Source organism: Enterobacter sp. GD03975, assembly GCF_029838645.1.
GTDB classification, from domain to species: Bacteria; Pseudomonadota; Gammaproteobacteria; order Enterobacterales; family Enterobacteriaceae; genus Enterobacter; species Enterobacter quasihormaechei.
This window is the reverse complement of sequence record NZ_JAOBZC010000011.1, coordinates 100,842-113,453: the sequence shown is the minus strand read 5'-3', so window position 1 is coordinate 113,453 and position 12,612 is coordinate 100,842. Positions and strand designations below refer to the sequence as shown.

The following is a 12,612-nucleotide window of genomic DNA, read 5'->3' as shown; positions in this document are numbered from 1 at the left end:
GATCCTTCTGTTGTTAGCCTTCGTCTTTTTTGTCGTCAACCAGCGGGCTGGCGTCGTGCTCGGCCTTAATCTCTTCTTCCGGCAATGGAGCTGGCGCAACGTCTGGCGTTGCAAAGATTTCAGTCGATACGGCCAGAGGCTGGCCAAGTTTGGTCACGGACAGGCTTTTCAGCTCCTCGACCAGGTTAACTTTGCCCGGTGCGAACAGGTTGATTACCGTTGAGCCCAGCTTGAAGCGGCCCATCTCCTGACCTTTCAGCAGGGCCACAGAACCTTCTTCTTCGCCAGCAGGCCAGGTCCAGCGCTTGATCACGCCTTCGCGCGGCGGCGTAATGGTGCCCGCCCAGACGGTTTCGATGCTGCCTACGATGGTCGCACCTACCAGAATCTGCGCCATTGGGCCAAATTCAGTATCAAACAGGCAGATGACGCGCTCATTGCGGGCAAACAGATTCGGGACGTTTTGCGCCGTCAGGTGGTTTACGGAGAACAGATCGCCCGGCACGTAGATCATCTCGCGCAGGATACCGTTACACGGCATATGAACGCGGTGATAGTCGCGCGGGGAGAGATAGGTGGTGGCGAACGTACCGTTGCGGAACAGATCCGCCATCAGGTAGTTACCGGCCAGCAGCGCTTCCAGGCTGTAGTTATGGCCTTTCGCCTGCAAAATTTTGTCGTCTTCAATTTTACCCAGCTGGCTGATCACGCCGTCAGCAGGCATCACCAGCACGTTCGGGTCGGTATTCAGCGGACGCACTTCGTCGCGCAGCGGACGCACAAAAAATTCGTTGAAGGTGCGGTAGCTTGCCGTATCCGGCTTCTGCGCTTCTTTCATGTCGACCTTGTAGTATTTCACAAACAGGTCGATGACCAGTTTGGTCAGCCAGCCCGCTCGTTTGCTCGCGCCCCAGCCCGCCAGGCGAGTGAGCCACAGTTTAGGCAGAATGTATTGACGCGAAAGTTTAAATGAGTTTAACAAGGTAGCCTCCAGGCCATTGTTTTGTCGTTCCTGATCCGGCAGCGCGCTGCCGGAACCTGAAAAAAGGGGACGATTTTAGCGACGCTTAGCTTAGTTGTCAGTTATCAGAATCAGAAAAGTTTTTACGCGTTTTTACCTGATCCATGCTTTCGAGAATGCGGTGATAATTTTCGAAACGGGTTTCCGCAATTTCACCGTTCTCCACCGCTTCACGGATGGCGCAGCCCGGATCGTTGTCATGTTTACAGTCGCGGTATTTGCAAGCGCCTAAATAGTCATGGAATTCGACAAATCCGTTAAAGATTTGTTCCGGCTCGAGGTGCCAGAGACCAAATTCGCGCACGCCCGGGGAGTCAATCACATCGCCACCGTGCGGGAAATGATAGAGACGTGAGGCGGTGGTGGTGTGCTGGCCCAGCCCGGAGACGTCCGACACATCGTTGGTCAGGATCTCCTGCTGAAGGCCGAGCAGATTGTTAAGCAGGCTGGATTTACCCACGCCGGACTGCCCTGCAAAGATGCTGATGCGGTCGGTCAGCGCATCTTCCAGCGGCTTCAGGCCGTCTTTGGTGCGGCTGGAAACCATCAAAACGCGATAGCCAATGTTGCGGTAGATATCCATCTGCTCATTCACAAAGGCCATGGCCTCGTCATCCAGAAGATCGATTTTATTCAGCACGATGAGCGGCTCAACCTGTAGCGTTTCGCAGGCCACCAGGTAACGGTCGATAATATTGAGAGAAAGTTCGGGTAAAATCGCCGAAACGATCACGATCTGGTTAATGTTGGCGGCAATGGGCTTCACGCCGTCATAGAAATCAGGGCGGGTAAGGACCGACGTGCGTTCATGCACGGCTTCAACGATACCTTTAACCGTTACCCCTTCCGCCGCCTCCTTGCCCGGACGCCAGACCACGCGGTCCCCGGTCACCAGTGAACGGATGGTGCGACGGATATTGCAACGGTGGATATCCCCGTCGGCGGATTCGACATCGGCGTGCATGCCGAAGCGGCTGATCACAACGCCTTCTGTCGCTTCGCCAAACAGGTTGTCGTCGTAATCGGGCTTCTCCGTAGTGGTTTTAAGACGGCGCTGGTGATTTGCATTCACACGGCGCTGCTGCCCTTTGGAGAGTTTATTTTTACTCAATCGCGCTGGCTCCTGGTCGCCCATAGCGGGCAAAACCTCTATGATACACTCTAATTAATACTAGTTAACCTGCTACTGCCGGTTAAGCGAGAAGGGTGGAAAATAACATGAGCGCGGACGAAAACAACCTGATTTGGATCGATCTGGAGATGACCGGCCTGGATCCCGAGCGCGATCGCATTATTGAGATCGCCACACTGGTCACCGATGCCAACCTCAATATTCTGGCGGAAGGCCCAACGATTGCCGTGCACCAGTCGGACGATCAGCTTGCGCTGATGGATGAGTGGAACGTGCGTACCCATACCGGCAGCGGGCTGGTGGAACGCGTGAAGGCCAGCACCCTGGGCGACCGCGAAGCGGAGCTGGCGACGCTTGAGTTTCTGAAGCAGTGGGTGCCGGCAGGAAAATCGCCTATCTGTGGCAACAGCATTGGTCAGGATCGTCGTTTCCTGTTTAAGTACATGCCGGAGCTGGAGTCCTACTTCCACTACCGCTATCTGGATGTGAGCACCCTGAAAGAGCTGGCCCGTCGCTGGAAACCGGAAATTCTCGACGGCTTCACAAAGCAGGGGACGCACCAGGCGATGGATGACATCCGCGAGTCTGTTGCGGAGCTGGCGTACTATCGCGAAAACTTTATTAAGCTCTGATTTTGCGATCCGGCGCGTTGCGCGGCCTGTATTTTGTCGTTAAATTGTTCAGCTTGCCGATTTAATAAGCACTTGAACTGAATTTCAAAAAAATCGCTTTGAGGGGGGTTGCAGCTAAACGGATTTCTCGTATAATGCGCCTCCCGTAACGACAGAGAATTACACGTTACGACAGCAACAAAAGCAGTACAGATTTGCGGGAATAGCTCAGTTGGTAGAGCACGACCTTGCCAAGGTCGGGGTCGCGAGTTCGAGTCTCGTTTCCCGCTCCAAAATTTGAATAGTATCGCAAGATACGCCAGCACCAGAACACCCAAGCGGGAATAGCTCAGTTGGTAGAGCACGACCTTGCCAAGGTCGGGGTCGCGAGTTCGAGTCTCGTTTCCCGCTCCAAAATTTGAAAGTATCGCAAGATACGCACAGCACCAGAACACCCAAGCGGGAATAGCTCAGTTGGTAGAGCACGACCTTGCCAAGGTCGGGGTCGCGAGTTCGAGTCTCGTTTCCCGCTCCAAATTCTTCTTCATATTCAAACTATCCACAGCGAAATGCTTCGTTGGGGACGTTTTCTGTTGTATCTGAATTACTCTTGTAAACAGAGTTATCCACAGAAACCACGATCAAACCAGTCTGTACAAAATGTTAGCAGGGTGAATAATATCTTCGTAATTGTCTGTATTATATGAAGAAATTTTGATTTCAAAATGTTATTGAGATCACTTGACCTGTTTGCTAAGCCTTATGGCGCCTCACTTTTTATTTTTATTCACAGGCTGTGAATATATCACGCATCCCGCGTAAGCCCTTTTTCAATCACCCTGACCAGACGCTGTTTCTTCGGTAACTGGACTTCAACCACGCCGGCATTTCGCTTCTCAATTTGCTGCGCAATCGCCCATTCTATGTGCTCATCAAGAAGTGGGTGCTCACCTCTGCGGCTTTCGAGCGCCTGAAGATTGGCTTCATCCCACGGGGCATTACCCAGCGCAACGGCCACATTACGCAGCCAGCGCAGATGGCCGATACGACGTATGGCGGACCCTTCCGTTACCTTCAGGAACCAGGCTTCGGTCCAGGCGAACAGTTCAATAAGCTGTGGCGCATGCAGCGCTTTACGCGGGCTGAAGTCCTCTTCGTCCGTCAGCTGTGAATAGCGGTTCCACGGACAAATCAGCTGGCAGTCATCGCAGCCGTAGATGCGGTTGCCGATAAGCGGGCGAAATTCCTCTGGAATGGCGCCTTCCAGCTCGATAGTGAGGTAAGAGATACAGCGGCGCGCATCAACGGTGTAGGGTTCAACAATCGCGCCCGTAGGGCAGATGGTCATACAGGCCACGCAGCGGCCACAGCCTTCTTCCACCGGACCGTCTACCGGCAGGGGTAAATCAATCAGCAGCTCACCCAGGAAAAAGAATGACCCCGCGTCGCGGCTTAAGATAAGTGAGTGCTTACCTGTCCAGCCAAGCCCTGCTTTTTCAGCGATCGGACGCTCAAGAATAGGCGCAGAATCAACAAAGGGTCTAAAATTCAGCGAAACACAGTGCTGCTGGATGGTTTCCCCGAGCTTTTTTAGACGATTGCGCAGAAGTTTATGGTAATCACGTCCCAGAGCGTACCGGCTGACGTAACCCAGTGAGGGATTTTTTAGCGTGCGCGCAAAGGCCGCGTTAGCGGGCAGATAGTTCATGCGTACGCTAATGACGCGCAACGTACCCGGCAACAGCTCGTGGGGGCGGGCACGCATCATACCGTGACGCGCCATCCACTCCATCTCGCCGTGGTATTGTTTATCCAGCCATGCGTGTAGCTTAGGCTCGCTGGCAGAGAGATCGGTGTCAGTAATACCGACCTTCTGGAAGCCCAGTTCAGCACCCCACTGTTTTATTTTTTGCGCTAATTCATTGAGATCGAGGGGCTGTGACATGACGGACCATACTGTGAAGAAAAACCCCGCAAGTATACCACACTCCATCTGGCATGCGGATGACCTTCGTCGGGCCGAGAAAGAGGCCGCAGACAGCCTGGGCATTACCCTTTACGAACTGATGCAGCGTGCAGGCGAGGCGGCATTTAACGTGGCGCGCACGGCTTACCCGGATGCCTCGCACTACCTGATACTGTGCGGTCATGGCAATAACGGTGGCGACGGCTACGTGGTGGCGCGCCTTGCCGTAGCGGCGGGGCTGCGCGTCACCCTGCTGGCGCTGGAGAGCGACAAGCCGCTACCGGAAGAAGCAGGCATGGCGAGAGAAGCCTGGCTGAATGCGGGAGGCGTTATCCATGCGCCTGATATCGTCTGGCCCGATGACGTAGACGTGATTGTTGATGGTCTGCTGGGGACGGGACTGATGCGCGCGCCTCGCGATGACGTCGCCGCGCTGATTACGCGCGCCAACGCGCACCCCGCACCGGTGGTGGCGCTGGATATTCCCTCCGGCCTGATGGCGCAAACCGGCGCGACGCCGGGCGTGTCGATTGAGGCTGCGCGCACCGTGACCTTTATCGCCCTGAAGCCGGGGCTGCTTACCGGAAAAGCGCGGGATGTCGTGGGCACGTTACACCACAACGCCCTGGGGCTTGAAAACTGGCTGGCGGGACAGGATACCCGCATCACCCGCTTTGATGCGTCTCAGCTTGCACAGTGGCTACCGCCGCGTCGTCCTACCTCCCATAAGGGTGACCATGGCCGACTGCTGATTATTGGTGGCGATCATGGTACGGCGGGTGCGATTCGTATGACAGGAGAGGCCGCGTTGCGCAGCGGCGCCGGATTAGTGCGCGTGCTGACCCGCAGCGAAAACATTCCCCCCATTATTACTGCGCGGCCGGAGCTGATGGTCCACGAGCTTACCCCGCAGGCGATTGAAGAGGGCCTGGAGTGGGCGGACGTGGTGGTGATTGGTCCGGGGCTTGGGCAACAGAGCTGGGGTAAACAGGCCCTGCAAAAGGCCGAGAATTTTCGTAAACCGATGTTATGGGATGCCGACGCGCTTAACCTTCTGGCAATAAATCCGGATAAGCGTCACAATCGCATTCTGACGCCGCACCCCGGCGAAGCCGCACGGCTGCTTAACTGTAGCGTGGCAGAAATTGAAAGCGATCGCTTACTTTCTGCCCAACGTCTGGTAAAACGTTACGGAGGTGTTGCCGTTTTGAAAGGGGCGGGGACCGTTATCGCCAGCGATGATGCCATGGGCATTATTGATGCCGGTAATGCAGGCATGGCGAGCGGTGGCATGGGCGATGTGCTCTCCGGCATCATTGGCGCATTGCTCGGACAGAAACTTCCCCTTTATGATGCAGCCTGTGCTGGCTGCGTGGCCCATGGTGCGGCGGCTGACGGCCTGGCTGCTCGTTATGGAACGCGCGGTATGCTGGCCACCGATCTTTTTTGCACGCTGCGGCGTGTTGTTAACCCGGATGTGATTGACGTAGAAAATGACTAATCGAGCGATTCCTTTACCTGATGAACAAGCCACTTTAGATCTCGGCACGCGCGTGGCGCAGGCCTGTCAGGGGGCGACCGTCATTTATCTGTATGGAGATTTAGGCGCGGGTAAAACAACCTTCAGCCGTGGCTTTTTGCAGGCGTTAGGCCATAACGGGAACGTAAAAAGCCCGACCTATACGCTGGTAGAACCGTACACGCTTGAAAATATCATGGTGTACCACTTTGATTTATATCGTCTTGCGGACCCGGAGGAGCTGGAATTTATGGGGATCCGCGATTACTTTGCCAACGACGCCATTTGCCTGGTGGAGTGGCCGCAACAAGGTGCGGGTGTGCTGCCTGACCCGGATGTCGAAATTCACTTAGATTACCAGGCACAAGGGCGTGAGGCGCGCATCAGTGCGGTTTCCTCATCAGGCTGTTCCTTACTGGCGCGTTTAGCCGGTTGAGCGTAGGGATAACGGGATGATTAATCGCGTTAAAGGTTGGGTGTTTGCTGCCACGGTCCTGCTGTGCGCGCAGGCCGGGGCGGCCAGCCTCTCGGATATTCAGGTGTCGAACGGCGATAGCCAGGCCCGCATTACGTTCAGCTTTATGGGCGATCCTGAATATGCTTTCTCACAAATCGACAGCCGCAGCGTGGCGCTCGATATTAAACAGTCCGGGGTGATCCAGGGGCTGCCGCTCCAGTTCAGCGGCAACAATCTGGTGAAAAGCATCCGTTCGGGAACGCCGAAAGATGCGCAGTCTCTGCGGCTGGTGGTCGATCTCACCGAAAAAGGCAAAACGAAGGCGGTTAAGCAGCAAAACGGCGCGAATTATACGGTGGTCTTTACCATTAATGCTGACGTTCCGCCGCCGCCTCCGCCTGCACCCGTTGTGGCAAAACGCGTGGAAGCGCCGGTTTATACCCCAAGGCCGTCTGAGCCGGCCCGTAATCCGTTCAAATCACAGAATGATCGTCTTACCGCGGTGACCAGCAGCAACACGGTGACGCGTCCGGCGGTTAGCGCGCGGCGTACGCCGGTGAGTGGCGATAAGGTGATTATCGCCATCGATGCCGGACACGGCGGGCAAGATCCTGGCGCGATTGGCCCGGGCGGTACGCGGGAGAAAAATGTCACCATCGCCATTGCCCGTAAGCTGCGTGCGCTTCTGAATGACGATCCGATGTTTAAAGGGGTGATGACCCGCGATGGAGATTACTTTATTTCGGTGATGGGACGCTCGGATGTGGCGCGTAAGCAAAACGCCAACTTCCTGGTCTCGATTCATGCGGATGCTGCGCCGAACCGTAACGCCACCGGCGCGTCGGTCTGGGTGCTGTCCAACCGCCGCGCCAACAGTGAAATGGCGAACTGGCTTGAAGAGCACGAGAAGCAGTCAGAACTGTTAGGCGGGGCGGGCGATGTGCTGGCAAACAGCCAGGCCGATCCGTATCTCAGCCAGGCGGTACTGGATTTACAGTTCGGTCATTCTCAGCGCGTCGGGTATGATGTCGCCACTAACGTACTGAACCAGCTGCAAAGCGTCGGATCGCTACATAAGCGTCGTCCGGAACATGCAAGCCTCGGCGTGCTGCGCTCCCCGGATATTCCGTCGATCCTGGTCGAGACGGGCTTTATCAGTAATCACGGTGAAGAGCGTTTACTGGGCAGCGACAGCTATCAGCAGCAAATTGCCGAAGCGATTTACAACGGTCTGCGTAAATACTTTGACGCGCATCCGCTTCAGTCTGCGCCGCAGGGTGGGGCAGCCCAGACGGCGAGCGCCGCGCTGCCGGGTGAGATGACCGCGACTAATTAAGGAGAGTTCATGCCGATTCAGGTTCTACCGCCGCAGCTCGCGAACCAAATCGCCGCCGGTGAGGTGGTTGAACGCCCTGCATCGGTGGTGAAAGAGCTGGTAGAAAACAGCCTTGATGCCGGGGCGACCCGCATTGATATCGATATTGAACGCGGGGGCGCTAAGCTCATCCGCATTCGTGATAACGGCTGTGGCATCAAAAAGGACGAGCTGGCGCTGGCGCTGGCGCGTCATGCCACCAGCAAAATTGCTTCCCTTGACGATCTGGAAGCGATTATCAGCCTGGGTTTTCGCGGCGAAGCGCTGGCCAGTATCAGCTCCGTTTCTCGCTTAACGTTGACCTCCCGCACGGCCGACCAGCAGGAAGCCTGGCAGGCCTACGCCGAAGGGCGCGATATGGACGTCACGGTTAAACCTGCGGCGCACCCGGTCGGCACCACGCTGGAAGTGCTGGATCTCTTCTATAACACGCCCGCTCGCCGCAAGTTTATGCGAACCGAGAAGACCGAATTCGGACATATCGACGAGATCATCCGCCGCATCGCGCTGGCGCGCTTTGATGTCACGATCAACCTTAGCCATAACGGCAAGGTGATGCGCCAGTATCGCGCGGTGGCGGAAGGCGGGCAAAAAGAGCGTCGGCTGGGCGCTATCTGCGGCGCACCGTTCCTGGAAAAAGCGCTGGCCATTGAGTGGCAGCATGGCGATCTGGCTCTTCGCGGCTGGGTTGCCGATCCGAACGCCAACAGCGCCGCCTTTGCTGAGATCCAGTATTGCTACGTCAACGGTCGCATGATGCGAGACCGCCTGATTAACCACGCCATTCGCCAGGCCTGCGAAGACAAGCTTGGCGCCGATCAGCAGCCCGCCTTTGTGCTTTATCTGGAGATCGACCCGCATCAGGTCGACGTGAACGTACACCCCGCCAAGCATGAGGTGCGCTTCCACCAGTCGCGCCTGGTGCACGATTTTATCTATCAGGGCGTTGCTGCGGTATTGCAGCAGCGGGGCGAGCCGGCGTTGCCGCTGGCAGAAGAAGCGCCCGCGCCGCGTCCGTTGCCGGAAAACCGCGTGGCGGCGGGACGTAACCATTTTGCCGAACCGGCGGTAGCGCGCGAGCCGGCTGCGCCGCGTTTAGCCTCGACGGGCAACGCGCCGCGACCGACCGGCGCTAACTATCCCAACGCCCAGCCGGGCTATCAAAAACAGCAGGGGGCGCTGTACCGCAAGCTGCTGGATACCCCGTCCGTTGAGCATAAAGAGCACATTACAGTTTCAACGCCTTCGCTGGATGGACATAGCCAGAGTTTTGGTCGGGTTCTGACCATTGTTGCTCCCGACATGGCGCTGCTTGAACGCGAGGGCAAACTGCTGCTGCTGGCGCTTTCCGTGGCGGAGCGCTGGCTCAAACAGGCGCAGCTAACCCCGGGGGTCAATGCCGCCTGCGCGCAGCCGCTGCTGATCCCCGTGCGCCTGAAAGTATCCCCTGAAGAAACAGGGGTTTTGCGGCGCGTACAGTCTCAGCTGGCTGAAATGGGGATAGAAATCGTACTGGACGCGCAGCATGTGACAATTCGCGCAGTGCCTTTACCCTTACGCCAACAAAATTTACAAAACTTGATTCCTGAACTGATAGGCTACCTGGCGCAGCAAACGACGTTTGATGCCGCCGACACCGCGCAGTGGATCTCCCGCCATTTGGCCAGCGAACATTCACCGTGGAGTATGGCGCAGGCGATTACCGTGCTGGCGGAGGTAGAACGCCTCTGCCCGCAGCTGGTGAAAGCGCCGCCGGGTGGTTTGTTACAACCTGTTGATTTACAAACGGCGATGACCGCCCTGAAACATGACTGACGTAAGTAAGGCGAGCCTGCCAAAGGCGATTTTTTTGATGGGGCCAACGGCCTCCGGCAAAACGGCGTTAGCCATTGAGTTACGTAAAGTTTTGCCAGTAGAGTTGATTAGCGTAGATTCAGCCCTCATTTACCGAGGGATGGACATCGGCACGGCGAAGCCCAACGCAGACGAACTGCGTGCGGCGCCGCACCGTTTACTGGATATTCTCGACCCGGCACAGGCGTATTCCGCAGCAGATTTTCGCCGCGACGCCCTGGCCGAGATGGCCGAGATTACCGCTGCGGGACGCATACCGCTGCTGGTGGGCGGCACGATGCTCTACTTCAAGGCGCTGCTGGAGGGGTTATCGCCTCTGCCATCGGCCGATCCGGAAGTAAGAGCGAAGATTGAGCAGCAGGCGGCTGAGCAGGGGTGGGACGTTTTGCACAAGCAACTGGAAGAGATTGACCCGGTTGCCGCAGCGCGGATCCACCCAAACGATCCGCAAAGGCTTTCCCGGGCACTGGAAGTTTTTTTCATTTCGGGTAAAACTTTAACGGAACTGACGCAAACGTCAGGAGACGCTCTGCCGTATCAGGTGCATCAGTTCGCCATCGCCCCGGCGAGCCGTGAACTGCTCCATCAACGAATTGAGCAGCGTTTTCATCAGATGTTGGCTTCAGATTTTGAAGCAGAAGTGCGGGCGCTTTTTGCCCGTGGAGATTTGCATACGGACATGCCTTCCATTCGTTGTGTGGGATACCGCCAGATGTGGTCGTACCTTGAAGGCGAGATTTCATACGATGAAATGGTTTATCGAGGTGTTTGCGCCACGAGACAGTTAGCGAAGCGCCAGATCACCTGGTTGCGCGGTTGGGAGGGCGTTCACTGGTTAGACAGTGAAAAACCACAACAGGCGTTAAACGAAGTGATTGAGGTTATTGGTGATATCGCTGACTGAATGTGTACAATTAAGCCGTATCGTGCGCAATTTTTCAGAATCGCAAGGTTCTAAGTACAAAACAAGCATATAAGGAAAAGATAGAATGGCTAAGGGGCAATCTTTACAAGATCCGTTCCTGAACGCATTGCGTCGGGAACGTGTTCCAGTTTCTATTTATTTGGTGAATGGTATTAAGCTGCAAGGTCAGATTGAGTCTTTCGATCAGTTCGTGATCCTGTTGAAAAACACGGTCAGCCAGATGGTCTACAAGCACGCGATTTCTACTGTTGTTCCGTCCCGTCCGGTATCTCATCACAGCAATAACGCTGGCGGCGGCACTGGCAGTAACTACCATCATGGCAGCAACGCGCAGGGTTCATCTGCTCCTGCGCAGGACAGCGAAGAAACCGAATAAGGTTTTGGGCTGTTTTCCACACGGGGAGCCAGGGATCCTGCGTTCCCCGCTGATCTTTTTAGAGAGGTTTACGCTTGTTTGACCGTTATGACGCCGGTGAGCAGGCGGTGCTGGTACACATCTATTTTTCGCAAGACAAAGATATGGAAGACCTCCAGGAGTTTGAATCTCTGGTCTCTTCCGCCGGTGTCGAAGCAATGCAGGTGATTACCGGTAGCCGTAAAGCGCCGCACCCGAAGTATTTTGTTGGTGAAGGTAAAGCAGTAGAAATTGCGGATGCCGTAAAAGCAACCGGCGCATCTGTTGTGCTGTTTGATCATGCGCTGTCTCCGGCTCAGGAACGTAACCTGGAAGCTCTCTGCGAATGCCGTGTTATCGATCGCACGGGGTTGATCTTAGATATTTTTGCTCAGCGTGCGCGTACCCACGAGGGTAAGTTGCAGGTTGAGCTGGCGCAGTTGCGCCATCTGGCGACGCGTCTGGTGCGTGGCTGGACACACCTTGAAAGACAAAAAGGCGGGATTGGTTTGCGCGGCCCGGGTGAAACCCAGCTCGAAACCGACCGCCGTTTACTGCGTGGGCGTATTACCCAGATCCTTTCACGTCTGGAACGTGTAGAGAAACAGCGCGAGCAGGGGCGTCGGGCGCGAACCAAAGCCGACATTCCAACGGTGTCGCTGGTGGGCTATACCAACGCCGGTAAATCCACCCTGTTTAACCAGATAACCGAGGCCCAGGTGTATGCCGCAGACCAGTTGTTTGCGACCCTGGACCCAACGCTGCGCCGTATTGACGTTGCAGACGTCGGTGAAACGGTGCTGGCGGATACCGTCGGGTTTATCCGCCATCTGCCGCACGATCTGGTTGCGGCGTTTAAAGCGACGTTGCAGGAGACGCGCCAGGCGACCCTGCTGCTGCACGTGATTGATGCGGCTGACGTACGCGTGCAGGAAAACATCGACGCGGTGAACGTGGTGCTCGAAGAGATCGACGCCCACGAAATTCCCACCCTGTTGGTGATGAACAAGATCGATATGCTGGACGATTTCGAGCCGCGTATCGACCGAGATGAAGAGAACAAACCGATTCGGGTCTGGCTGTCTGCTCAGGCCGGGATTGGTGTGCCACTGCTTTTCCAGGCTTTGACAGAACGTCTTTCCGGTGAGGTAGCTCAGCACACGCTGCGCCTGCCGCCACAGGAAGGCAGGCTGCGCAGCCGGTTTTATCAGCTTCAGGCGATAGAAAAAGAGTGGATGGAGGATGACGGCAGCGTGGGGATGCAGGTGCGTATGCCGATCGTTGACTGGCGTCGCCTCTGTAAACAAGAACCTGCGCTGGCGGACTATATCGTCTGATCAGAAAGGGGAAGCCTGAAA

General features: G+C 56.1%; 11 protein-coding genes and 3 tRNA genes. 11 read left to right on the top strand and 3 right to left on the bottom strand.

The annotated features are described in order from the left end of the window. Positions 1-13: 13 nt before the first annotated feature. A complete protein-coding gene (gene asd, locus N5C09_RS16900; RefSeq protein ID WP_279749497.1) occupies positions 14-982 on the bottom strand; it encodes an archaetidylserine decarboxylase in 969 nt (322 codons plus the stop codon). 97 nt (positions 983-1,079) lie between these two features. Beyond that, the gene (gene rsgA / locus N5C09_RS16895; protein ID WP_003855964.1) at positions 1,080-2,132 is read right to left on the bottom strand and encodes a small ribosomal subunit biogenesis GTPase RsgA; all 1,053 of its coding nucleotides are present in this window, start codon (positions 2,130-2,132) and stop codon (positions 1,080-1,082) included. A 107-nt stretch (positions 2,133-2,239) separates the two neighbouring features. On the opposite strand from rsgA, the gene orn reads away from it, so the two are divergent. The 4 genes from orn to N5C09_RS16875 all read left to right on the top strand — a co-directional run bounded on the left by orn (position 2,240) and on the right by N5C09_RS16875 (position 3,299). Beyond that, the gene (gene orn, locus N5C09_RS16890) at positions 2,240-2,785 is read left to right on the top strand and encodes an oligoribonuclease (RefSeq protein ID WP_003855965.1); all 546 of its coding nucleotides are present in this window, start codon (positions 2,240-2,242) and stop codon (positions 2,783-2,785) included. A 196-nt stretch (positions 2,786-2,981) separates the two neighbouring features. Next, positions 2,982-3,057 (top strand) — tRNA-Gly (locus tag N5C09_RS16885). Between the two features lie 45 nt (positions 3,058-3,102). Beyond that, a tRNA-Gly gene (locus tag N5C09_RS16880) sits at positions 3,103-3,178 on the top strand. A gap of 45 nt (positions 3,179-3,223) precedes the next feature. Then, a tRNA-Gly gene (locus N5C09_RS16875) sits at positions 3,224-3,299 on the top strand. Between the two features lie 270 nt (positions 3,300-3,569). Here the strand turns inward: N5C09_RS16875 and queG are convergent. Further along, entirely contained in the window at positions 3,570-4,709 is a 1,140-nt protein-coding gene (gene queG, locus N5C09_RS16870; protein ID WP_279749495.1) for a tRNA epoxyqueuosine(34) reductase QueG, read from the bottom strand. Here queG and nnr point away from each other — a divergent pair. From nnr to hflX, 7 genes are all read left to right on the top strand, one after another. Further along, positions 4,708-6,231: a bifunctional ADP-dependent NAD(P)H-hydrate dehydratase/NAD(P)H-hydrate epimerase gene (gene nnr, locus N5C09_RS16865; RefSeq protein WP_279749494.1), complete on the top strand. Its 1,524-nt coding sequence runs from the start codon at positions 4,708-4,710 to the stop codon at positions 6,229-6,231. The genes queG and nnr overlap by 2 nt on opposite strands. Continuing rightward, positions 6,224-6,685 (top strand): tRNA (adenosine(37)-N6)-threonylcarbamoyltransferase complex ATPase subunit type 1 TsaE, encoded by a 462-nt coding sequence (gene tsaE, locus N5C09_RS16860; RefSeq protein WP_063450935.1) that lies wholly within the window; start codon positions 6,224-6,226, stop codon positions 6,683-6,685. The genes nnr and tsaE overlap by 8 nt, the downstream gene beginning before the upstream one ends. Positions 6,686-6,701: 16 nt before the next feature. After that, positions 6,702-8,042, top strand: a complete 1,341-nt coding sequence (gene amiB / locus N5C09_RS16855; RefSeq protein ID WP_112792416.1) for an N-acetylmuramoyl-L-alanine amidase AmiB — start codon at positions 6,702-6,704, stop codon at positions 8,040-8,042. A gap of 9 nt (positions 8,043-8,051) precedes the next feature. Then, a complete protein-coding gene (gene mutL / locus N5C09_RS16850) occupies positions 8,052-9,896 on the top strand; it encodes a DNA mismatch repair endonuclease MutL (RefSeq protein WP_279749493.1) in 1,845 nt (614 codons plus the stop codon). After that, positions 9,889-10,839: a tRNA (adenosine(37)-N6)-dimethylallyltransferase MiaA gene (gene miaA, locus N5C09_RS16845; protein ID WP_063450932.1), complete on the top strand. Its 951-nt coding sequence runs from the start codon at positions 9,889-9,891 to the stop codon at positions 10,837-10,839. The genes mutL and miaA overlap by 8 nt, the downstream gene beginning before the upstream one ends. Positions 10,840-10,924: 85 nt before the next feature. Then, on the top strand, positions 10,925-11,236 hold the full coding sequence (gene hfq / locus N5C09_RS16840; RefSeq protein ID WP_006810391.1) for an RNA chaperone Hfq: 312 nt from the start codon (positions 10,925-10,927) through the stop codon (positions 11,234-11,236). A 74-nt stretch (positions 11,237-11,310) separates the two neighbouring features. Then, on the top strand, positions 11,311-12,591 hold the full coding sequence (hflX, locus tag N5C09_RS16835) for a ribosome rescue GTPase HflX (protein ID WP_003855991.1): 1,281 nt from the start codon (positions 11,311-11,313) through the stop codon (positions 12,589-12,591). Positions 12,592-12,612 lie beyond the last annotated feature (21 nt).

Excerpts from the sequence above, each read along its gene's own strand:
- orn (WP_003855965.1), top strand. The coding sequence starts at position 2,240 with ATGAGCGCGGACGAAAACAACCTGATTTGGATCGATCTGGAGATGACC.
- nnr (WP_279749494.1), top strand. The coding sequence starts at position 4,708 with ATGACGGACCATACTGTGAAGAAAAACCCCGCAAGTATACCACACTCC.
- queG (WP_279749495.1), bottom strand. The coding sequence starts at position 4,709 with ATGTCACAGCCCCTCGATCTCAATGAATTAGCGCAAAAAATAAAACAG.
- tsaE (WP_063450935.1), top strand. The coding sequence starts at position 6,224 with ATGACTAATCGAGCGATTCCTTTACCTGATGAACAAGCCACTTTAGAT.
- amiB (WP_112792416.1), top strand. The coding sequence starts at position 6,702 with ATGATTAATCGCGTTAAAGGTTGGGTGTTTGCTGCCACGGTCCTGCTG.
- mutL (WP_279749493.1), top strand. The coding sequence starts at position 8,052 with ATGCCGATTCAGGTTCTACCGCCGCAGCTCGCGAACCAAATCGCCGCC.
- miaA (WP_063450932.1), top strand. The coding sequence starts at position 9,889 with ATGACTGACGTAAGTAAGGCGAGCCTGCCAAAGGCGATTTTTTTGATG.
- hfq (WP_006810391.1), top strand. The coding sequence starts at position 10,925 with ATGGCTAAGGGGCAATCTTTACAAGATCCGTTCCTGAACGCATTGCGT.